Source organism: Synechococcus sp. W65.1 (genome assembly GCF_047461615.1).
Lineage (GTDB): Bacteria > Cyanobacteriota > Cyanobacteriia > Thermostichales > Thermostichaceae > Thermostichus.
In genome coordinates this window covers 19,330-41,948 of record NZ_JANSHI010000014.1, presented here as the reverse complement: position 1 = coordinate 41,948, position 22,619 = coordinate 19,330, and the positions used below count along the sequence as shown (strand labels likewise).

The following is a 22,619-nucleotide window of genomic DNA, read 5'->3' as shown; positions in this document are numbered from 1 at the left end:
GGCGGCCTCAACGTCTTCGAGGCCAGCCAAGCTTAGCAGGGTTCCGCCTCTCCTGGGGCCTTCTAGTCAACTTGCTCTGGGCTATGCCTGCCCTTGCCCAAGCGGAAGTGCCTGACCCTGCCCCCTCCCTCCTCTTAGATAGCCGAGCCATCCGCACTCCCAACCTGCCTCCCACCCTCTCTGTTCCTCCCGGAGCCCGCCCTGCTACTCCCCCCCCAGTCCCGCAGGGGGCCACCAGAGCGGAAGAATTAGTGGCGCCTCAATCCCCTTTGGAGGTGCGCATTGAGCGGAGGGAGGGCCTATCTCTCCAAGAGGCGCTGGAGATTGCCGTTGCCCAAAACCCGGCAGTACAGCAAGCAAGGCTAGCCGTCAAACGGGCTGAAGCCGGCCTGGCCTTGGCGCAAGCAGCCTTTGCCCCTACCCTCTCCACGCGCGTCAACTACCAGTACAGCGAACCTCCTGCCCCCGGCAGCGGGCCCAGCCGCCCATCCCATACCCTCTCGGCCAGCGTGTTGCGGCTAGACTACACAGCCTTCGACAACGGGGTCAGGGCGCAAAACCTGAAGCTTGCTGAGGAAGCTCTGCGCGTTGCCCAACTGCAGCTCGAGCAAACCCTGCAGACAGTGAAACAAGCGGTGGCCAACGCCTACTACGACCTGCAGAGCGCTGATGCCCGCGTGGCCATTAGCCAGGCTGCGGTTGCCAGTTCTGAGGCCACCCTGCGGGATGCCCAAGCCCGCGAACGGGCCGGTGTGGGTACCCGCTTCGAGATCCTCCAGGCAGAGACTGAATTGGCCAACAACCGACAAGCCCTGCTGACAGCCCAAAACGACCAACAACTGAGTCGTCGCCGCCTGGCCGAACTGCTGAACTTTCCCAGTCCCACCGATGTGCTGGCTGAAGAGCCTATCGAGCCGATGGGAGAGTGGGATCTGAGCCTAGAGGAAACCATTGTTGCTGCCTTTGCCAAGCGTCAAGAGCTGGAGCGCCAGCGCCGAGAGCTGGAGCAAGCCCAAGCTCGGCTGCGCCTAGCCCAAGCCAGCAACGGTCCCCAAATTAGTTTGTTTGCCAGTCTCGACGCGGCAAACGATTTTAGGGCCGACCGCAACAGTTTCGATGTCGGCTATTCGGTTGGCGCTAACTTTAACTTGACCTGGTTTGATGGGGGAAGGGCGGAGGCCCAGGCTCGCCAAGCCGAGATCGACAGGCAGGCGGCTGTGAGCAATTTCGTTGGCACTCGGAATGAAATTCAACGCAGCGTAGAAGAGGCCTTCCTCACCCTCAGCTCTAGCCGGGAACGGATTGAGACGGCCAAAGTGGCAATCGCCTCGGCAGAAGAAAGTTTGCGGCTAGCACGGCTGCGCCTTCAGGCTGGTGTAGGCACACAGACAGAGGTGATCAACGCCGAGGCTGCCCTCACGACTGCTCGGGGCAATCTTGCCAATGCGGTGATTGCCTACAACCGTGCTCTGACCCAGCTGCGGCGGGCCATCGGCAGCCTCTAGGGATCCCTAGAGCTTGCGGGAGTAGTACTCAACTACCAACAGCTCGTTGACGGGCGCGCAGATTTGCTCGCGCGAAGGCAGATCCTTAATGCGGCCGCGCAGCTTCTCCTTGTCAAACTCCAGGTAATCCGGCAAAAACAGCCCTGGGTACTCGGCGTAGGCAGCCACTAGCCTGCGGGAGGACTCTTTGTTCCTAACTGTAATCACATCGCCCACCTTGCACTCATAGCTGGGAATGGTTACCTTGCGGCCGTTAACTTCAATGTGGCCGTGGGTCACCAACTGCCGCGCCGCCGGAATCGTCGGGGCCATGCCAAGGCGAAACACAATGCAGTCCAGACGCATCTCTAGAAGCTGCAGCAGAGCTAGCCCCGTAGATCCCTTGGAGCGGCGTGCCTTGCGCATGTAGCGGATCATCTGCCGCTCGCTTACCCCGTAGTTAAAGCGGACTTTTTGCTTTTCTTCTAGGCGGATGGCGTATTCAGACTTTTTCTTGCGCTCTGCCCCATGCACACCTGGGGGGTTGGTGTTTTTGGGGCGCTTGCGAGTCAGGCCAGGCAGGTCAAGCCCTCCGAAACGGCGAATGATCCTCAAACGGGGTCCTGTATAGCGAGACATGCAGGCTTTCTCCAAAAGCAGCAGATAAAAGTTAAGTGAAGCGCCAAAAAATTGGCGATCTCCTATATTAAGCTCTCAGCCCCTTTTTAGGGCAAGGGAGCCGCTGCCATCAGTCGCGGCGAAGCTTCAATTGGGTGCGGATGAAGGCGCGATCCTCGCTGAGCAGGCCGTTGAGGGTGCGCCGCTCCCCCAAGATGGGATCCGGATCCAAGCCAATGGCCTCTAGATCTGCCAGCACCATCAGCTCCACCAGTTGGGCAAAGGTTATCTTGGGCTGCCACCCCAGCACCCGCTTGGCCTTGGAGGCGTCCCCCAAGAGCAGATCCACCTCCGTTGGGCGGTAGTAGCGGGGATCGATCTCAATGAGCACGCGATCCTTGTAGACTCCCTGTTCTTCCAGTCCGGATCCCCGCCAGGTAATGGGCATGCCCACCAAAGCAAAAGCCCGTTCTGCAAACTCCCGCACGCTGTGGGTTTCGCCAGTAGCCAGCACGTAGTCATCTGGCTGGGGCTGCTGCAGCATCATCCACATTCCCTCGACGTAGTCTTTGGCGTAGCCCCAGTCCCGCTTGGCATCCAGGTTGCCTAGATAAAGCTTGTCCTGCTTGCCGGCTACAATACGGCTGACGGCACGAGTGATCTTGCGGGTAACAAAGGTCTCGCCTCGCCGCGGGCTTTCGTGGTTAAACAAAATGCCGTTGCAAGCAAAGAGGTTGTAGGCTTCGCGGTAGTTGACCGTCTGCCAGTAGGCGTAGACCTTAGCACAGGCGTAGGGGCTGCGGGGATAGAAGGGGGTGGTCTCTTTTTGCGGGATCTCCTGCACCAGACCAAACATCTCCGAGGAGCCGGCCTGGTAAAACTTCACCCGGATCCCAGTGCGCTGTTGATAGTCGCGGATGGCTTCCAGGAGGCGTAGGGTGCCCATGGCTACTGAATCAACAGTATATTCCGGGGCATCGAAACTCACCCGCACGTGGGATTGGGCCCCCAGGTTGTACACCTCCGTCGGCTGCACCTGCTCCAAGATCCTGCGCAGGGTGGTGCCATCGGTGAGATCCCCGTAGTGGAGAAACAGCCTAGCCGTGGGATCGTGGGCATCCACGTAGAGGTGGTCAATACGGTCGGTATTGAAGGTGCTGGCCCGGCGGATAATGCCGTGGACTTCGTAGCCTTTTTGCAACAACAGCTCGGCCAGGTAAGAGCCATCCTGGCCAGTAATGCCAGTAATCAAGGCACGTTGGGTCATGGGGTTAGCACCCGTAGGACAGCAAATTGCCCGGCTCAAAACCTAGAGCTGCAGCTCCTAAGGCAAAAATTATAAGGCACGCCTTCTGTAGGGGAACTAACGCCTAGGAAGAGCCAAGCTGACGCTCTTTAACCTGCTGCAGGGCTGGGCTCAGGGCCACCGGCCACGGATCCGGCTGGCGCAGTTGCCGCACCCCTGGCGGTAAGCGCAGCACCGAGGCGCGGCTAGTGCGGGCGATGGCTTCTAGATCAGGCAGAGGCTCCAGCAGCACGCCCCGGCGCATGATCTGGCGCAGCAGCGGTTCGTAGCCAGGGGGTGAGGTCTCGTCAGCGTGGCCGAGCAAGTCTCCCTCTGGGCCGCGGAAGATTTGCTTACGTCCTGGCAGGGTGGCTTTGGCAAAGGAGGCCTTAGCCACGGGAATCCCGTTGATCTCCACCAATTTGTACACTCCGTTCACCCCCTCGCCGGTAACCAGGCGGGTGCCAACCCCATAGCCGCTAATCGGTGCCTGGGAGCGGTGCAACCGCTCGATCTCGTATTCATCCAGATCGCCACTGACAAACACCGGCGCCCCCTGGGGCAGGATGGCTTTGACCTGGCGGGAGAGGACTTCCAGATCTCCGGAGTCGATGCGCACGCCACCAATTTCGCCTCGGGATCCCAGTTGATCCGGCTGGGTGGCTGCAAAGAGCTGGGCGGCGGTGCGCGCCCCTTGGATGGGATCGTAGGTGTCGATCAGCAGAACCGCTTGGGGAAAGTAGCGCCGGAAAGCTTGAAAAGCGCGGGTCTCATCCCCCGAGAGGGCGGCAATGGCCATCACGAGAGAATGGGCCATCGTGCCCGCCGGCTTGCGTCTCAATTTCAGGGCTGCCAAGACATTGGAGGTGGCATTGAACCCCGCCGCCAGAGCTGCCCGCGCTGCCCACAGGCCTGCTTGGGGGCTAAAGGCCCGCCGTGTGCCAAACTCCAACAAAATGGCCTCATCTCCAGCAGCATCGCGCATGCGGGCCGCCTTGGTGGCAATCAGGGTTTGGTAGTTGAAGGTCGTCAGCAGATAGGTTTCCACCAGTTGCGCTTGCCAGAGAGGAGCCTCCACCCGCAGCAGAGGCTCGTTGGCAAAGACGGCTGTTCCCTCGGGTACCGCCCACACATCCCCCTCAAAGCGGCAGCTAGCCAGCAGCTCCCAAAAGCGTTGCGGTGCCTCGGCAAAAATGCCCGTCTCCCGTAGTGCCTGCAGGGCTTCCGGCGGAAAGTGCAACTGCTGTAGGTATTCCACCGCTTGGGCTAGCCCCATGGCGATGAGGTAGCCATAGTCCGTGGGCAAGCGCCGCACAAATAGCTCAAAGGCCGCTGGCTGATTCTCCAGGCCCTCCCCCACGTAGCAGGCGGCCATGGTGAACTGGTAGAGATCTGTCAGCAGGCCATAGTCTTGAGGCTGTAGGGAGGAAAAGTCTGGGCTGACCATGGAATCCTCAAGCAAGCCAGGGAGGCAGCATGCAAAAAGCGGTTGCCCAAGTTGGAGCTACCATGGTAGCAAGTTCAGCCTGCCAGGGATCCCTAGAAACGGGAAGCGCCATGGACACCTCTGCGCCGCAGTTGACAACTCCGGTGCCGCCACCTCTGCCTCTCCCCTCCCACTTTGATCCCGGGCGGGTGGGGGAAATTTGGCGGGTGTCCTACCAACAGCGGGCGCTGGAAGCGGAGCAGTGGGCCCGGGAGTACCGCATCCCACCAGCGGCAGCAGATCGAGTACGGGTGGGCCTGTTGCTGATTGATGTGCAAAACACCTTCTGCATTCCTGGCTTTGAGCTGTTTGTGGGGGGGCCCAGCGGCCTGGGGGCCGTGGAGGACAATCGCCGCCTGTGCGAGTTTATCTATCGCAACCTGGCCCACATCACTCAGATCGTGGCCACCTTGGACACCCACACCGCTATGCAGATCTTCCACCCCATCTTTTGGGTGGATGCCCAGGGATCCCACCCCGAGCCAGCTACAGCCATCTCGGCAGATGAGATCCGCTCGGGCCGCTGGCAAGTCAACCCTGCCATGGCCGCCAACCTCACCCAGGGGGATCTGAGGCGGCTGCAGGCCTATGTCCTCCACTATGCTGAGCAACTGGAGAAAGGGGGAAAATATCCCCTCGTGGTCTGGCCCTACCATTCCATGCTTGGCGGGATTGGCCATGCGCTGGTGCCGGCAGTGGAGGAGGCAATTTTCTTCCACGCCATTGCCCGCTGCAGCCAGCCTCGCTTAGAGCTCAAGGGATCCAACCCTTTGACGGAAAATTACTCTGCCCTCAGCCCGGAGGTCTTGACAGGGCCGGAGGGGGATCCCATCGATGAGAAAAATGCATCCCTTATCCGCCACCTCCTGGAATTTGACGCCCTGATTGTCGCTGGCCAAGCCAAAAGCCACTGCGTCGCCTGGACGGTGAGCGACTTGCTGCAGGAGATCCAAGCTAGGGATCCCAGCCTGGCCAAGAAGGTCTACCTTCTGGAAGATTGCACCTCGCCGGTAGTGATCCCTGGCTTGGTCGATTTTAGTGAACAGGCGGAGGCAGCCTTTGCCCGCTTTGCTGCAGCGGGGATGCGGCGAGTGCGCTCTACCGAGCCCCTCTGGAGTTGGCCTGACTTTCCCCGGCCTCTTTAGGATGCGGCAGGACAGCCTGTACGATCGCGTCGGCGGTGATCCCCGCCCCGAAGCCAGTTCCCTGCGCCCCCCCACTGGCGCTCGCGACTTCCTACCGCGGGAGGTTCAGCGGCGGGAAAGGCTGGAGGCGCAGCTAACTCAGGTTTTTCGCCGCTACGGCTATCAACGCATCATCACGCCCACCCTGGAGCGGCTGGAGACGCTACTGGCTGGAGGATCCATCCGCGGCGAGGCCGTGCTGCAACTGCGGGATGGGGAAGGAACGATGCTGGGGCTGCGCCCCGAGTTTACCGCTTCTATTGTGCGGGCGGCGGCTACCCGGCTGGCGGGCGGGCCCCTGCCCCTGCGGCTTTACTATCACGGCAACGTCTTCCGCAATAGCCGGCGGGAGGAGGGATCCTACACTAGCCAAGAGTTTTTCCAGTCTGGGGTGGAGCTCATCGGTGCAGGCGGGTGGCTAGCAGATGCCGAGATCTTGCTGCTTTTGGCCGATTGCGTGCGCGCTGTCGGCCTCAGCAACTGGACGTTACTTTTGGGAGATGTGGGCTTGACCGAGAGCCTGCTCAACCCTGTTGCTCCCAAGGCCCAGGCGGCAGTGCGCCGCGCCATAGCCCAGCTTGACTACGTCTACCTGGAGTCCGCCCCTTTGCCAGAAGCAGCCCGCCAAATTGGCTTGCAGATTCTGGGGCTGCGCGGCCAGCCTGACCAGGTTCTACCTCAGCTTGCCCAGCTTCCGGTGCCGTCGGAGCGGCTGCGGGATCTGCGGCAGTTGTGCCAGATCCTAGAGGCCCATCAGGTGCGGGTGGTGCTAGACCTTAGCTTGCTGCAGACTCTAGCCTACTACACCGGCATTGTCTTCCAGGCAGTGGTGGGGGGAGAGGTCATCGCCCTGGGCGGGCGCTACGACCGGCTCTATGCCCTCTATAGCCCGCAGCAACTCGAGCAGCCAGGGATTGGTTTTACCCTCCTGCCGGATACCCTGCTGCGGCTTTTGCCCCCCGATCCTCAGGCCGAGGCTGCAGCCTGCAAGCGGTTGGTGGTGCCGCTGGTGCCGGCAGGGATCCCGGCAGCCCTAGCCTTGGCTGCCCGCTGGCGGGAGTCAGAGGCGGTGGAGCTGGAGTTGCTGGATCGGACGCCCGAAGAGATCGAGGCCTACGCCCGCCAGTGCCGGATCCCCGAGATTGCCTGGGTGCAGGCTGATGGCAGCTACCACATCTCCCACGTGGACTAAATATCCAGAGCCGCCAGATCCAACTGGCCGCTGTGGGCTTCAATAAATTCCCGCCTGGGGCCGACGGCATCGCCCATCAAGATGGTGAAGATGCGATCCGCCTCGGCGGCATCCTCGACGGTGATTTGCTTGAGGACGCGCGTTGCCGGGTTCATGGTGGTTTCCCAGAGCTGCTCCGGCATCATTTCCCCCAAGCCCTTGAAGCGCTGGATGGTGTACTTGGCGTTGGCCGGTAGGCTGCGCAGAACTTGCTCCTTTTCCGCCTCGTTGTAGCAGTAGCGCACATTGTTGCGGCCCCACTCAATCTTGTAGAGGGGCGGACAGGCAATGTAGACGTAGCCCTGCTCCAAGAGCGCCTTCTGATAGCGGTAAAAGAAGGTAAGCAGCAGGGTGCGAATGTGGCTGCCGTCCACGTCGGCGTCGGTCATAAGGATAATGCGGTGGTAGCGCAGCTGGCTGGGATCAAACTCTTCCCCCTTGACCCCCAAGCCCAGCGCCGTGATCATGGCCTGAATCTCAGCGTTTTTGTAGATCTTGGCGGGATCGGCCTTCTCGATGTTGAGGATCTTGCCGCGCAAGGGCAGCACTGCCTGGAACTGGCGATCCCGGCCCTGCTTGGCGCTGCCCCCTGCCGAGTCGCCCTCGACCAGATACACCTCCGACTCTGCGGGGTCGCGGCAACTGCAGTCGGCCAGTTTCCCCGGCAGCGTGGAGGACTCCAAAGCCGACTTGCGGCGCACCAATTCCCGGGCCCGGCGGGCCGCCTCGGCGGCGTTGAAGGACTGGATGGCCTTGTCGACAATCCCCCTAGCCACGTTGGGGTTGAACTCGAGGTACTCCGTGAGGGCCTCCGAGACAATGGTCTGGACAATGCCCCGCACCTCGGTGTTGCCCAACTTGGTTTTGGTCTGCCCCTCAAACTCGGGGTTGGGCACCTTGACCGAGACAATGGCCGTCAACCCCTCCCGCACGTTTTCGCCCGCCAGGTTGGGATCAGAATCTTTGAGTTTGTTGAGCTTGCGGGCTTGGCTGTTGATGGTGAGGGTGAGGGCAGTCTTCAATCCCTCCAGGTGGGTGCCCCCTTCGGTGGTGCGGATGTTGTTGGCAAAGCCAATGACCGTATCGGTGTAGACATCTCCACACCACTGCAGGGCGGCTTCTACCTCAACCCCATCCCGCTCCCCGTGGATGTAGATAACGTCGGCGTGGAGGGGGGTTTTCTCGTGGTTAATAAAAGCCACGTATTCCCTAATGCCACCAGTAAATTGATAAACTTCGCAGCGGACGGGATCCCGCCGCAGATCGCTGAAGGTAATCTTCAAGCCGGCATTGAGATAGGCCAGCTCCCGAAAACGGCTGGCTAGCAGATCGTAGTCAAACTCCCGCTCGGGGAAAATCAGGGCATCTGGCTTAAAGCGTACCTCTGTGCCTCGCTGGTGAGATCCCGGAGGCTGCGGCTCAGCCTTTAGGGATCCCACGACTGCCCCCCGCTCAAAGCGCTGAAAGTAAACCTTGCCATCTCTCCAGACTCTGGCCTCTAGCCACTCCGAGAGGGCATTTACTACTGAGACGCCAACGCCGTGCAGCCCCCCGGAGACCTTGTAGCCGCCTCCCCCAAACTTGCCGCCGGCATGCAACACGGTCATGACCGTCACTAGCGCCGGCTGCCCTGTTTTCGGGTGGATGTCTACCGGGATGCCGCGGCCATTGTCCAGCACCGCCACTGAACCGTCGGGGTAGAGGGTAACCTGAATCTCGTTGCAGTAGCCGGCCAGGGCCTCGTCGACCGAGTTGTCCACCACCTCATGCACCAAGTGGTGCAATCCCTTTGGCCCCGTGGAGCCAATGTACATACCAGGCCGCCTGCGCACAGCCTCCAAGCCCTCTAGAACTTGGATCTGCTCTGCACCGTAGTTTTCTGTCATTCCCAACTCCAGCTAAAAAGCAATCGCAGCCTCGCTAGCACAAGTCCGGAAAAATTGACTCTTGAGGCCAGAGAAGAGGCCATTACCCAAAACACTGCCGCCATGATAGCACAAAAGCCTAGAAGGGCAAAACAGCGGCCTTCGAGGGCTGACTTAGCCAGGGGATGCAGGAGGGCTAGCTGTCTGGGCCAAGAAAGCTCTCCACCAGGCCCGGTGGCGGCTGCACCTGCAGTTGGCCTTTTTCCAGATCCACCACTGGCACCAGAGCTTTCACGAAGGGGATCAACACCTGCCGCTGGTCGGGAGTAGAGACCTCCAAGACATCTTGGCCACCAGCCCAGATGGCCGAAACATGCCCCAGCAGCCGCCCTTGATGGTAGACGGCTAGACCAATGAGATCGCGGTAGTGGTACTCCTCCGGCCCCAGGGAGGGGCGCTGGGAAGCAGGCACCAGCACCTTAGCGCCCACCCAAGCCTCTGCCGCTGTGCGATCGGGGATCCCTTCTAGCCGCACCAGGTACAGGCCCTTGTTCGGAAAAAACCGCCCCTCAACTAGAGAATGCAGGAGGGGCTCGGGGTCGCTATCCCGCTGCAGCCAGCGGGGCCCTGGCTGGGTGAGGCGCTCCGGAAAATCCGACCAGCACTTAACTCGCAGCCAGCCCCGTAGGCCGTGGGCCGCCACCACCTGTCCCACCAGCAGCCAAGCGCGATCCCTAGACATGGCGCTAACCAAAGCCAGGCCGCCACAAGAATACTAATCCTGGACGCAGACGACCTGCTGCGTCTGGGCAGATTGCTCAGCAGCTTCGGCCACAGCAAGGGCGTGGAGCATTTTCTCAGTATCCACGTAAAGAGGGCTGCCCTGCCGTAGGTGATCCAACACCAGGCGGGTATCTTGCTCAAACAGGCCGCGGCGGGAGCCGGTCTCCAGGGGGTGGGCGCTGCCGGGACGCAACAGCGTCGCCTCTTCGCCGTTGATTAACAGGCCACCGCGCTGGCCATGGAACTCCAGTAGGCGCTGGGAACACCACAGCGAATCCCCTTTGCCGTAGGTCAACACCGCCAGCAGCCCGTTGGCAAAACTCAGTTGGGCCGTGCAGTAGCAACTGCTGTAGCGGTGGGGCAGGTCTGGACCGTCGTAGCGCAGTTGACAGCTCACCCGCTCTACTTTCCCCAACAGGTCCACCAGGCGGTGGATGCGGGAGACAGCCCCCGTGAGAGGAAAGCCGAAGAGGTCGGGCCGATAAGTCCAGCGGTCAGGGGCAGGGTGGGTGGCAGTGAGGGTAATGTAGCGAACGGCAAACAACTTGCCCAGCCCTGCCAGCTCCCGTCTCAGCAACTGGTGAACGCCGCTGAGGAGCTCGATGTGCTCCACATGCAACAGCAACCGCCGTTCCGCGGCCAATTGCACCAGCGAACGAGCTTCGGCAGCGCCGAAGGCCAGGGGATATTCCACAACGGTGTGGATCCCGGCTTCCAGGGCGGCACGGGCGATGGCTGCATGATCCCGATTGATGGTGCTAACAAACACCAAATCCAGCCGCTGCTCGCAAAACAGGGAAGACCAGTCGGAATAGGCAAGAGCCCCAAACTCAGCAGCAAAGGCGGCACTTCGCTGGGGCGTTCGGCCAGCAACAGCCACAATCTTCACCTGCTCATCTTTGCGCAAGGCCTCTGCCCGTGAGCGAGCTGCGTAGCCAGTGCCGATGATCCCCACCCGCAAGGTCTGTCCCCTCTCGTAGCCCGTTTCTGTCTGTAGCATCCCATAGAGCCCCACACCAGGGATCTTGCCCTCTCCAGCTTGTCCGGGAAGATCCCTGCTCCCCCGCCAAAGCTCTAGCCCCTTAGCTTCCAAACACGCTGACAATGCGGCGCATCGCCTCCTCCACGTTGGCGCGGCTGTTAAAAGCCGACAGGCGCAGATAGCCCTCGCCAGCGCTGCCAAAGCCAGATCCGGGGGTGCCCACCACATGGCAGGTGTGCAGCAGCTTGTCGAAAAACTCCCAGCTACTTAGCCCGTCGGGGGCTTTTACCCAAACGTAGGGAGCGTTGACGCCGCCGTAGGCCTGGAGGCCGGCTTTGGCCAACTGCTCACGAATGATGCGGGCATTCTCCAGGTAAAACTGCACCAGAGCCCGCACCTGCGCCTGCCCCTCCTCAGAGTAGACAGCCTCAGCCCCTCGCTGCACAATGTAGGCTACACCGTTGAACTTGGTGGACTGGCGGCGATACCACAGGCTCCACAGATCCACCCAGGAGCCGTCGGCAGCCTGGCCTCGCAGCGACTTGGGCACCACCGTAAAGGCGCAGCGGGTGCCGGTAAAGCCAGCCGTTTTGGAGAAGGAGCGGAACTCGATGGCACATTCCCTGGCCCCTGGGATCTCGTAGATGGAGTGCGGGATCCCGGGCTCGGTAATGTAGGCCTCGTAGGCAGCATCGAAGAGGATGAGCGAGTTGTGGGCGCGGGCATAGTCCACCCAGGCCTGCAGATGCTCCCGCGTGGCCACGGCGCCGGTGGGGTTGTTGGGAAAGCAGAGGTAGATGACGTCCACCTTTTGCTCGGGCAGGCTGGCGGTGAAGTGGTTTTCCGCCGTCAGCGGCAGATAGACCAGGCCCTCGTATTCGCCCCGCTCGTTGGCTGGCCCCGTATGGCCCGCCATCACATTGGTGTCCACGTAAACCGGATAGACAGGATCCGTGATGGCAATGGTGTTGTCGTGGCCGAGAATATCCAGAATGTTGCCGCAGTCGCACTTGGAGCCATCGGAGATGAAGATCTCGGAAGCGTCGATGTCGCAGCCGCGGGCCTGAAAGTCGTGCTGGGCAATGGCCTGGCGCAGCCACTCGTAGCCCTGTTCCGGTCCATAGCCGCGGAAGGTAGCCCGATCCCCCATCTCCTCCACGGCCCGGATCATGGCGGCTCGACAGGCTGCCGGCAGCGGCTCGGTGACATCGCCAATGCCCATCTTGATGATCTGAGCTTCGGGATGGGCGGCGGCGAAGGCCTGCACGCGCCGGGCAATTTCGGGAAAGAGATAGCCAGCCTTGAGCTTGAGGAAATGGTCGTTGATCCTGGCCATAGGAGTTGAGCGCTGCAAAGAACCGTCGGCCCTCCAGTGTAGCCGAAGCCAATTCCCCGCTGCTTCACCGGCTCACAGCCCTAGCCTCTCCAGGCTGAAGGCGCCCACTGGCGAGGTCAGTTGAAACTCCCCCCGCTCTTGCGTCAGGCCCACCGGGCGACTGGGGAAGGCCACCAGGATCCCTTCGAGGCGCAGTGACCCCGCCAGGGGATCGTAGGCCAAGCGCAGCTCTAAATCCCGCAGGTCGCGGCGTACCTCAAGGCGGCGGATCCCTGCCTCCGTCAGGCCCAGGCGGAGCCGCCAGTGGTTTTGCCACTGCGTGCCGAGGGTGGCATCCAGGTCAAGGCCGTAGGTGGAAATTCCTCCCGACCGGGGATCGTAAACTGCCTGCAGCGCGTAGCTAATCCCCGGCTCATAGCTGTCTAGACCCGAGCGTTGATCCCGGTTGAAGGTGGTGCTGCTGCGCCCCCGGTACTCCAGCCGAATGGGTTGCCATTGCCCCTTGTTGAGGTCGTAGGAAGTTTGCACCTGGACGTTGAACAGCTCGGGCACGGTGTTCCAGGTAAAGTTGGCGTTGAGGGTATCCCACCTTTGGGCAACGAAATCATAGCCAAGGGTGGTGTCAAAGCGCAGCAGGTTCCTCACTTGCGCCTGCAGCTCCTGCAGGTTACGGGAGGCAATCGCTTCCAAGTCCTCCGGCGTGTCGTCGGGAAAAGTCAGGGCTATGGGCAGCTCGCCGGGCAGGTCATCTTCAAAGGCAAGGTAGCCGGGAGGCACGTTGGGCAAGAAATTGCGCGGGGTGAAGAAGCTAATGCTGGCGTTGAGGCGATCCACATCTCGGGGGCTGGCGGAAAGGGTTTGAAAGGGAGCGGAATTGTTGCCGTAGAAGGTGCGGCTGTAGCGCAGGTCGATGGTGTTCCATTCAGCAGGCTTGAAGCTAAGGCGGGGGTTGAGGCTGACGATGGACTCCTGGTTGGGAGTGGAGTACAGGACTTGAGTGTAGTCAATGGAGCCGGGCACGAAGGTGATCCAGGGGGCAGGTTGAATGTCGTTGAACTGAAGGCTGGAGCGCAGCTCGTAGCGATTGAAAAAGTTGAGGCCAGATCCCCCTTCTCGATTCGGCTGTTGCTCTTGGGTCAGGGTGAGGGCGCTGCTGAGGAAGATATCGGGACTGAGGCGGAGGGGATCGGGGTTGAAGGCCAGCTCGAAATTGCGGCGCGGCTCGGTGTCGCCGTTGGAGCTGCTGTAGGCGCGGTAGGCCAGGCGGTAGGTGCCGCCCCAGCCAGGGGGGGTGAGCTGGGTGCCCAGCGTCAGCCGCACATCGGCAAAGTCTGGCCCGTCTTTGACGCTTACCCGCTGGTTGTAGTCCAAGCGCAGATCCGACTGCAGCCAAGGCACGCCCCCATAGCGCTGCAGGTGACTGAGGGTGAGGGGAAAGGTGTAGGTGCCGTTCTCCTGGGATCCGCTGCGGTTGATGTTGAGGGTGGTGGTCGAGAGATCCCCCTGGAAGGTGGCATTGAGGCGGAGATCGGCGTTGTCGTTGCGCCCGCCGGCAGGGCGGTAGGTGTTGTCCAGGTTGAGGTTAAGCTGTCCCCGCAGTTGGCCTTCTTGGCCGAAGATGTTGGCGGCGTAGAAGTCGAAATTGTGGTCAAGGCGGAGGCGGCCGGAAAAGCGCTGCTCGTCGGCCTCGGTTACCAGGTAAAACTGGGCCCGCCCATAGTTGACGCTGTCGGGGATGGGGAGGATGTAGTCGTGGACAAAGCCAAGGCCCAGGCCTTTCTTCTGCAAGACATCCAGCCGCAGGCCGCCAAAGTTGTACTCGTTGAAGCGGTAGGCCCAACTGGACTTGACAAACACTCCTTCCGCCTTGCTCCGCCCTGGCAGCACCCACTGGTGATCTCGCAGGCTGTAAATGAAAAGGGGCAGGTAGGCAATCTGCAGCCCCGCCCGCAGTTCGCCCTCCTTGCTCAGCTCGCCGCCAGCAAAGACGCGGGCATTGTAAACGATAACCTGGTTGTCGGGAAACACCTCCACCCGATCCCCTTGCACGTAGTGGGTGATGGGCGGCTCTGGTGAGGTGGTGAGGGTTGCCTTCTCAAGGAAGATCTGATCCCCCAACAGGGCGGTGGTCTTTTGGCTGCGCACAAAGATCTTGGTGCCCGGCTCCTCCCCAGGCAGGATCACCAGCGAGTTTTCAAATTGAGCCCTGCGACCGGGAATATCCAAGTCCAGGTTTTGCCCTTCAATTTGCCGAATCCCGCGCCCCTGCGGCCCAGGAGGCCACTCCATGCGAAAAGGGCCCTCGCTGCGCAGGCGCCGTTCCCGCCGGTAAAACACCAGCCGCTCGCCGCTGATGCGGGTGCCGTCAGCCAGCTGGATCTGGGCGTTCCCCTCGGCAATGCCCACATCTTGTTCAGCAAGGTAGCTGAGCACATCCCCGCTGACATTGACTTGATCCGGGTCAAGAGGGATCTGCCGTTGGACAGTGGTGGCCAGTTGCTGGCGAATTTGGGATCCCTGGCCGGCAGGGGGAGCAGCTTCTGGGCTTAGGTCCCGCAGCAGGGGGAACCGCTCCAACAACTGGGGAGCTAGGAGGGATCCGGCAGTGGGGGTGAATACCTCCGTCCCGCTTTGAGCTGTTCTCTGAGGGCTAGTATTCAAGTTCCCACCGGCTGGCGAGGTCAATGCCGTCTTTTGCCCTTGAGCAGTGGCCAGGCCCTCGACAGGGGAGAAGCCCCTTGCTTCGTTGGGCTGCTCTTCTACCTGCAAGTCAGCAGCTCGGGAAGTTATAGGCCAAAAGGAGCGAAGGGAGTCCAGAGTAGGAATAGCTGTAGTAGGCCGGGAAGACGGTGTTGCCTGGGCCTGTTGCGCCTGCTGCCGTGCATGGGCTGCTGCCCCCTCGGCCAAGAGCCGCTGTAGCCGCTGCCGGCTGAGCTCTTTTGGCGTGAGGGCCTTTTCAGGAGGGGTGCTAGACGGCGGGGAGGATGGAGCGATGGGATCCCCCAACAAGCTGGCGCCGGTGGGAGCAGCCGGTTCTGGATTGGGAGCTCGGTGAGCCAGTTGTAGCTGCTGGGCCGAGGTTTGCGCTGCCCAAAAGCGCTGATAGCCCTCTAGGTTGGTAGGCAGGGGATCCGGCTGGGCAAAGACCGCCCTCCCCGTTCCCACCCACAGGGAGCTGCCCCAGCAAAGGGCTAGCCACCTTGCCCATGGGCTGAAGCCTTGCAAGAAGCTACCAGATCTCACCGCAAAAACCGCCACAGCAGACCGAGGCCCACCCCACCGAAAATCATGTTCGGCAGCCAGGCAGCTAGCCAGGGATCGACGTACCCAACTCGACCCATCGCACGTCCCAGGCTCATCAGTACATAGTAAACAAACACCAGAACAATCGCTAGCGCCACACTGCCGTAGCGGCCAGTCTGCCGCACCGTCTGCAAGCCCAGGGGCGCCGCTACCAAGACGGCAAAAAAGCTGGCCAAAGGAATGGCGAACTTGAGGTGGTATTCCGTCAGGCAGCGGGCCACATCGGCAGCAGGACGTTGCTCCTTCCGGTATCGCTGACATTGCTCCCACAGCTCTGCTGCCCGTTGCTCCTGGGGCACCTTTTCGGCATACACCAGGCCCACCAACTGGTTGACAATGTTGAGCTCCATCTCTGCCACGTGGCCTTCGTAGTAGGTGCGCCCCTGCTCGTCATAGCGACGGATCACCACCCCTTGCAAATGCCACACCTGGCCCACCCGTTGGGCCCTTTGGGCTGAGATCACTTGCGGGTAGCGCAGATGGCCCGTCTCAGCCTTGCGATCCAAAATCAACAAGTCCTGCATCAAGCCTGTCTTTGGGTCCATCGAGCCAACGTGAAACCAGAGGTCGCTGTCCACCCGGACCACCTCTCCAGGGTTGAAGGGAAGAGCATCCTGGGCCAGGATGAGGTTGGTGTTGAGGGTCTTCACCTTTTGGTTGGTCTGGGGCACAATCACCTCATGGGTAAAGAGCGCTAGGCCGCTAATCAGCAGGCCAATGCAGAGCAGGGGAATTAACACTTTGCGGTAGGGGATCCCAGCCGCCCGCAGCGCCGTCATCTCGCTATCAGCTCCCATCCTGCCCAGGGTAAGCAGGGTGGCAAAGAGGGCAGCAATGGGAAAGGTAACCACCAAAATAGCGGGCAAGTTGAGGAGGAGAATGTGCAAAATTGTTAGAGGAGGAGCTCCTTTTTTCACCAGCAAATCGGCATAGATAAAAAGCTGGTTGCCCAGCATCATCACTGCGCCCCCCGCCACTCCCAGGAAGAAGGGGCGGATCATCTCCTTAAAAAGATAAAACTCCAAAAAAAAGCCTCCAAGCCTCAGGGATCCCCAAAAGCTCCCCTCCCCCGCACTAGCTTTGCGCCGTTTACCCTTGGTCAATTGGGTGGACATTTGCCTTGACCACCTCAGACTGGAGTGCAACTTTAACCGCCCCAGCCGGCATAGACGACGGAAGGCAAGAGCTGGATCCCTTCAGAGAGCATCGGTGAGGCGAAATTGAACCATCCCCTGCCGCTCTCCGTCCCCTTCGACGGTGTACTCATCCTGCTTTATATTCAGGGTGACCAGCTTGCCGCTGAGGCGGTTGGCGCCTCGGCACAGGTGATCCAAAGCATCGCGGCCGGGCAGCCCCTCGGTAGTTTTGCGGGGAATTGGATTGAGCTCGCCGCGATCGCAAAGCAGAACAGGAGCCTGCTCAGCGGTAATTCTGAAAATCTGTTCTTGGTCGGAGTACTCCGCCCGATCCCCTTCGACAGCGCGGTTGGCTTGCACAATGACCACCTGACCAAAGAAACGGGCGTTGCCGCTGGCTTGCTCAATTTCCACGTGGTTGGCGTAGATCACCGTCGGTTGATCCACATCCGCTTGAGTCTGGGGGTTTTGGAGGCGCCGCGCCAGCCAGTCTCCCTCGATCTGCTCGATCACCACCTCTCCCCGCAGCTCCACCTTCTCAGGGGTGATGATGGCCTGGTTGGCCTTGGCTTTCCGCCCCCGCTGGATAAACTCGACGGCCCCACTGAACTCCGAGGTGCCGGTGCGGGAGTTGTAAACCAGGCGGGCAGCCCGCACCTCCGTTTCAGCCTGGCGCAGCTCCTCCGTCAGGGATCCGCTGCCGCCAGCCGGCGTGGAGGTGGCCATCTGCCGGTAGAGCACATTCTCTTCAAAGACGAAGATCTTGTCGCGGTGGTTGCCCTCCAAACGAGCAGCCGTGAGCACCCGCCCAGGCTCGCGCAGGGTAACTCCCCCTGTCAACAGGCTTTGGGACTCGCGACGGCGGTAGATGCCCTGAGCTGCCTGGATGGTGGTTTCCCCCTGTTGAACTTCCAGGTTGCCTTCCCCGCGGGCAACTTGCGTGTTGCGGTCGTAGGTGAGGCGGTCGGCAATGATGGTAACTTCCTGGTTCTGGGGGTTTGGAGTTGCCGCGGAAGCGGGAGCAGCCTGGGCCAAGCGCAGGTCGGCCAGGAGGGGATCCCGGCTGCTCCCAGCAGCCACCTCCTGCAACACCACGCCACCCGAGAGAATGCTTTGCGCCTGTTGGCGTAGGTAGGTGCCTTGGGGGGCGCGAATCTCAAGACCCCCTTCGCGGATGCGCAGGTTGCCCTTCCCCTCGGCCACCTGCTGGCTGCGGTCGTAGGTGAGCTGGTCAGCGGTAATGGTGGTGGAGGTGGCACCGTCCAGAGCCTCCCCCGGCAGGACAACGAGCTTGCCCTGCTCGGCCCTGAGGAGGGCAAAGGGAAAGTTAAACGAGCCGGAGCGGCCTTGCAGCACCATTTCTTGCCCTTTGACGGTAAACGCTGCTGGCACTTCTATGCGCTCTGCAGGGGTAATCCTCAAGGCGCTAGTCAGGAGCAAGCTGCCGTCGTCACTTCTAACCTCCACTTCCTCCTCCAGGTACAGCTCGTCGGCAGTGGCATCGTAGCGGGCTCGCTTGGCCCGCCAAGTCACCTGCTTGCTGCTGGCAAAAAACGGACTCGGCGCGCCTTCCCCGGCATCGACACCGTCTCCATAGAAGTAGCCCCGCGCTCCCTGCTCGAACACCTGTTGCCCGGCAGCCAGCTTTACCTGTTCGGCGATGAGTCGCCAACGACGGCGTCCCCCCTGCTGTCCGACAATGTCCACCTTGCGGCTGACTGAAAGAGGCTGATCTGGGGGAAAAGGCTCCACTTTCACTTCTTCAATTTCAAGAGCCAAGGCCCAGGCAACCAAAGCCGCCAAGAGCCCGCTCCCCAAGAGCGCTACCCCCAGATTGGAATGGAAAAATTGCCGCATCCTTACGACTTCTCCGCTTTGATCCCCAGCTCCTCAACCTGGCAGTTAGGCTGTAGCTTAGCGCAGTTTGCCAGCAGCAGGAGGATCTAGATCACAACCCCCGTCTTCCCCTTAACTAACCCAAGCGGCTGAGGATAAAGCCCAGCCCCAGAAACAGCCCCAGCCAAAAGTGGAGGCCAACAGCAATGAACTTGGAATGACTAATCCGCTGCGGCTGATTGTGATAGGTGCCCAGCAGCCGGGAAAGCCGCACGGCAGACGGGATCCCGGCACAACCCAGAAGCGTCCAAGCTGGGAAAATCCCCAGCCCCACAAACAGCAGCAGCAGGCCAAAAACACTGCCGCAGATCCAGGGGACGAGGCGGGCGGAGCGGCGGGTGCCCAGGCGAACCACTGGCGAGCGCTTGCCGGCAGCGCGATCATCTTCCACTTGATGGAAATGGGAGCAAAACAGGATCAAGCTGGTTGCTATCCCCACCACCACCGAGGCTGCCAAGGCCGGCAGCGACCAAGTCCGACTTTGGCTGTAGTGGGCAGCCAAAACCGCCAGTGGCCCAAAGCTCAAAAAGCAGAGGATCTCCCCAAGACCTTGGTAGCCCAGGCGCAGCGGCGGCCCCTGGTAGGCATAGCCTAGCCCGCAGGCCAGCAGTACCAACAGCAACACCGTGGGATCCCCCTGCCGCCAGCTCAGCCAGAGGATCCCGGCTAGCCCCAGGGCCAGAAAGGCGTTGCCGACCCAGAACACCTGCGCCGGCTTGCCCGTCAGGTTGACTAGCGAGTGGAGCTTGTTTTTGTCCACTCCTGTCTGGGCATCGAACACGTCATTGCTGAGGTTGACCCAAGCCAGGAGGCAAACGGCCGCCCCCAAAAACACCAGCAAAATCTCCACGTCCATTGCACCCACCTGGGCGTAGGCAATGGCGGATCCCACCCAAATGGGCATGATGGCCACGCTGTAGATGGGGGGCTTGAGGGCAGCCATCCACAGCTGTCGCCGCAAGGAAGAATCTCGGCTGCTCTCTTCCCCAAGCTGGCCTTGGCTAGCCTTTGGATTTGTCTTGGGCGGCTGCGGCTGGGCAGGCATGGTGGCATTGGCTTGGTTCCGTACTTTTAGGTTAGGGGGCTCCTGTTCCCATCTCCAAAGATCTAAGGAACTTTGCAATCTGTGAAGAAGCTCCTCAAGTTTCGCCCCTGGCTCCTCTCCTTGTCTTGTTCGCGGAAGCGAACCGTAGGTTCAAGCGCCCTGCCAAGTCTCTATCGACGCTTGTCTTGTTTTCGGCCAAGGTGAGATTATCTCCCTCTTTTTTGCGCATGGCTTCCTCTCTTTTCCCCTGGAATGTCCACGGCGCGGCAAGAGCCGGGCGGCCGCCGCTAAGCCCTGCTGCTTGGCCAGAGAAGGAAAAGCCCCTCCTAGAAGCCTGCCAACAGCTAGCGCGGGCAACGGGGGTTCCTCAGATTCTCAGCTTGGCCTGGCCCTTCCCCGGGCTCAATCCCCTGGCGGCCCTGGCCCAAGAGTTGAGCTTGCTTCCTCTCCAGCACCTTCCTAGCTATTGCTACTTTGCCCACACGGTGCAGGGGGAACGGGTGCAAGTGCTGGGGTGGGGATCCCTGCGGCGGGCTGATCTTGCCGGAGAGAAGCGATTCCAGGTGGCGCGAGACTTTGTGCAAGCCCTGCAGCCTCATGTTCACACCGCTCCGGCTCCAAGTAGCCCCCAGGAGCGCCTCCTGTGCTTCTGCCGTTTTGGCTTTGCCCCCCACAGTGGCGGCGGAGCAGCGCTGGTTCTGCCGCGCTGGCAGCTACTGCAGGTGCAGGGGGAGGTGACGGTGGCGCGGCTCAACCTAGAAGTTGGCCCCGACAGCGACTTGGCAGCCTTAGCTGGCCAGATCGCCACCTTTTTTGCCCACATGCAGCGCCTTGCCCAGGCCCCCTTGCCCGCCTGGAGGCCCCAGCCCCCTCTGGAGGTGGCACTGGCAGAAGAGGCCCTCTTGGCGCGAATTGAAAAGGCCCTGCAAGTCATTCGGGCGGGATCCCTTGAGAAAGTGGTGCTGGCGGAAGCGGTAGACCTGGCGTTGCCCTCTCCCCCCGCCATCCCTTCGCTGCTGGCCTACCTGGAGGCCTATCATCCCGACTGCAGCGTCTTTGCCTTTGCCTCAGAAAGCAAGGGGGATTTGCCTCCCCAAGTCTTTTTGGGAGCCAGCCCAGAGCGACTGCTTTCGGTGTGGCAAGGCCGGGTGCAGATTGATGCCTTGGCAGGCTCGGTTGCCCGCGGCTCTACCGGGCCCCAGGATTGCCGCTTGGCCGAGGAGCTGCTCCGCAGCCCTAAAAACCGCCGCGAACACCAGTGGGTGGTGCGCTCAATTCAGGAGGCTCTGGGCTGGCTGGGGATGGATCCCTGGATCTCCCCTCAGCCACGGCTGCGCCGTTTGGCCCACATCCAGCACCTGCAAACTGTTATCGAAGCGGAACTTCCCGACCACGTCCACCTGTTTGACCTGTTGGCCCAACTCCACCCCACTGCCGCTGTAGGAGGCTACCCCCAGCAGGCAGCACTGCAGTGGCTGGCGCAGCTAGAGCCCTTTGATCGGGCAAGCTATGCCGCCCCCTTGGGCTGGGTGGACTTACAGGGCAATGGCGAGTTGGTGGTCGGGATCCGCTCAGCCCTGATTGAGGGAAAGCGGGCCCGCCTGTATGCCGGCGCTGGCATCGTAGCCGACTCCAAGCCCGAGCAGGAGGTGGCTGAGATCCGCCTCAAGCTGCACGCGCTGGTCCAGGCCCTGGCCCTCCGGCCGCCAGATCCCCTGGGTCCTTAGCCGAGAGCTTGCCAAGCCGCTACAACGGTCTTCCGAACAGTTAAAGTTAGAGAGCTGGCCTTGTCCGCAGCATGGTTACCCTCAATCCCACCTATTCCCTGCCCAGGGCCGGATCCCGCGCCCAAGTGGGTCTCTGGCCCGGCGTTATCGAGCATTACCGGGAGTGGCTCCCCGTCAGTCCCAACACCCCCGTAGTGACGCTGCATGAGGGCAATACCCCTTTGATCCCTGCTCCTGCGCTGAGCCAACGGCTGGGGCGAGACTGCCAGGTTTACCTGAAGCTGGAAGGCCTCAATCCCACGGGCAGCTTCAAGGATCGGGGCATGACCCTGGCGGTGTCCAAAGCCAAAGAGGCGGGGGCAGAGGCCATCATCTGTGCCAGCACCGGCAATACCTCGGCAGCAGCCGCTGCCTATGCAGCCAAAGGGGGCTTGCGGGCCTACGTGCTGATCCCTGATGGCTATGTGGCCAAGGGCAAGCTGGCCCAAACCCTGATGTATGGGGCGGAGATCATTGCCATTCGGGGCAACTTTGACCAGGCACTGGCCATGGTGCGGCAACTGGCGGAAGCCTACCCGGTGGCACTGGTCAATTCTGTCAACCGCTTTCGGCTGGAGGGGCAGAAAACTGCCGCCTTTGAGGTGGTGGATGCCTTGGGAGATGCCCCCGATTGGCTCTGTATCCCGGTAGGCAACGCCGGCAATATCACCGCTTATTGGATGGGCTTTTGCCACTACTACCAGCGAGGCAAGGCCAGCCGTCGCCCACGGCTCTACGGCTTTGAGGCTGCTGGCGCCGCCCCCATCGTCCTCAACCGTGTCGTGGAGCACCCAGAAACGGTGGCCACGGCCATCCGCATTGGCAACCCTGCCAGTTGGGCGAAGGCCAAGGCGGCCGTCCAGGTCAGCGGTGGCCGGGTGGACAGTGTAACTGACGAGGAGATCTTGGCCGCCTATCATCTGTTGGCAAGAGAGGAAGGGATCTTCTGCGAGCCGGCCAGTGCCGCTGCGGTGGCTGGATTGTTGAAATGGCGGGATCAGGTGCCTGCCGGCGCCCAGGTGGTGTGCGTGCTCACCGGCAACGGCCTTAAGGATCCCGACACGGCCGCCCAACAGGGATCTGCTCCCATCCACACGGGGGTTGTCCCCGATTTGGCTGCTGTGGCCCGCTTGATGGGCTTTTAGGGCTGCCGGATTCGGGTAGCGGGAGCATGACCCCCTTGCCCAACACACTCCTAGGCAAATGAACTTGCCGCTGT

At 61.4% G+C, this 22,619-nt stretch carries 16 protein-coding genes; 5 read left to right on the top strand and 11 right to left on the bottom strand.

What is annotated here, in order from left to right; all coding sequences use genetic code 11:
* Positions 1-83: 83 nt before the first annotated feature.
* Positions 84-1,505 carry a TolC family protein gene (locus tag NW806_RS08760; RefSeq protein ID WP_414410809.1) on the top strand — a complete coding sequence of 474 codons (1,422 nt, stop codon included), beginning with the start codon at positions 84-86 and terminating at the stop codon, positions 1,503-1,505.
* 6 nt (positions 1,506-1,511) lie between these two features.
* On the opposite strand, the gene rpsD is transcribed toward NW806_RS08760, so the two are convergent.
* The 3 genes from rpsD to NW806_RS08745 form a co-directional block, all read right to left on the bottom strand.
* Entirely contained in the window at positions 1,512-2,123 is a 612-nt protein-coding gene (gene rpsD, locus NW806_RS08755) for a 30S ribosomal protein S4 (protein WP_414395495.1), read from the bottom strand.
* A gap of 109 nt (positions 2,124-2,232) precedes the next feature.
* On the bottom strand, positions 2,233-3,369 hold the full coding sequence (gmd, locus tag NW806_RS08750) for a GDP-mannose 4,6-dehydratase (protein WP_414405144.1): 1,137 nt from the start codon (positions 3,367-3,369) through the stop codon (positions 2,233-2,235).
* A 103-nt stretch (positions 3,370-3,472) separates the two neighbouring features.
* Positions 3,473-4,834 (bottom strand): nicotinate phosphoribosyltransferase, encoded by a 1,362-nt coding sequence (locus tag NW806_RS08745; RefSeq protein ID WP_414410808.1) that lies wholly within the window; start codon positions 4,832-4,834, stop codon positions 3,473-3,475.
* 110 nt (positions 4,835-4,944) lie between these two features.
* Between NW806_RS08745 and NW806_RS08740 the strand changes: the two genes are divergently transcribed.
* Positions 4,945-6,018, top strand: a complete 1,074-nt coding sequence (locus NW806_RS08740) for an isochorismatase (protein WP_414410835.1) — start codon at positions 4,945-4,947, stop codon at positions 6,016-6,018.
* Position 6,019: 1 nt separating this feature from the next.
* Positions 6,020-7,249, top strand: coding sequence for an ATP phosphoribosyltransferase regulatory subunit (locus tag NW806_RS08735; protein ID WP_414410807.1), 1,230 nt, complete (start codon positions 6,020-6,022; stop codon positions 7,247-7,249).
* On the opposite strand, the gene gyrB is transcribed toward NW806_RS08735, so the two are convergent.
* The 8 genes from gyrB to menA all read right to left on the bottom strand — a co-directional run bounded on the left by gyrB (position 7,246) and on the right by menA (position 19,532).
* A complete protein-coding gene (gene gyrB, locus NW806_RS08730; RefSeq protein WP_414410806.1) occupies positions 7,246-9,174 on the bottom strand; it encodes a DNA topoisomerase (ATP-hydrolyzing) subunit B in 1,929 nt (642 codons plus the stop codon). The two genes, NW806_RS08735 and gyrB, sit on opposite strands and share 4 nt — an antisense overlap.
* Before the next feature lie 175 nt (positions 9,175-9,349).
* Positions 9,350-9,895, bottom strand: a complete 546-nt coding sequence (rimM, locus tag NW806_RS08725) for a ribosome maturation factor RimM (protein ID WP_414410805.1) — start codon at positions 9,893-9,895, stop codon at positions 9,350-9,352.
* Positions 9,896-9,928: 33 nt separating this feature from the next.
* A complete protein-coding gene (locus NW806_RS08720; RefSeq protein WP_414410804.1) occupies positions 9,929-10,936 on the bottom strand; it encodes a Gfo/Idh/MocA family protein in 1,008 nt (335 codons plus the stop codon).
* 82 nt (positions 10,937-11,018) lie between these two features.
* Positions 11,019-12,254: an LL-diaminopimelate aminotransferase gene (locus NW806_RS08715; RefSeq protein WP_414410803.1), complete on the bottom strand. Its 1,236-nt coding sequence runs from the start codon at positions 12,252-12,254 to the stop codon at positions 11,019-11,021.
* 72 nt (positions 12,255-12,326) lie between these two features.
* Positions 12,327-15,419 carry a hypothetical protein gene (locus NW806_RS08710; RefSeq protein WP_414410802.1) on the bottom strand — a complete coding sequence of 1,031 codons (3,093 nt, stop codon included), beginning with the start codon at positions 15,417-15,419 and terminating at the stop codon, positions 12,327-12,329.
* A 74-nt stretch (positions 15,420-15,493) separates the two neighbouring features.
* Positions 15,494-16,672, bottom strand: coding sequence for an LptF/LptG family permease (locus tag NW806_RS08705; protein ID WP_414410801.1), 1,179 nt, complete (start codon positions 16,670-16,672; stop codon positions 15,494-15,496).
* A gap of 81 nt (positions 16,673-16,753) precedes the next feature.
* Complete coding sequence (locus NW806_RS08700; protein ID WP_414410800.1) at positions 16,754-18,496, bottom strand: hypothetical protein; 1,743 nt, start codon at positions 18,494-18,496, stop codon at positions 16,754-16,756.
* A gap of 169 nt (positions 18,497-18,665) precedes the next feature.
* A complete protein-coding gene (gene menA / locus NW806_RS08695; protein WP_414410834.1) occupies positions 18,666-19,532 on the bottom strand; it encodes a 2-carboxy-1,4-naphthoquinone phytyltransferase in 867 nt (288 codons plus the stop codon).
* Positions 19,533-19,861: 329 nt separating this feature from the next.
* Here menA and NW806_RS08690 point away from each other — a divergent pair, with 329 nt between their 5' ends.
* Positions 19,862-21,361 (top strand): isochorismate synthase, encoded by a 1,500-nt coding sequence (locus NW806_RS08690; RefSeq protein WP_414410799.1) that lies wholly within the window; start codon positions 19,862-19,864, stop codon positions 21,359-21,361.
* Positions 21,362-21,432: 71 nt separating this feature from the next.
* Complete coding sequence (gene thrC / locus NW806_RS08685; RefSeq protein ID WP_414410798.1) at positions 21,433-22,545, top strand: threonine synthase; 1,113 nt, start codon at positions 21,433-21,435, stop codon at positions 22,543-22,545.
* The last annotated feature ends 74 nt before the right edge of the window (positions 22,546-22,619 follow it).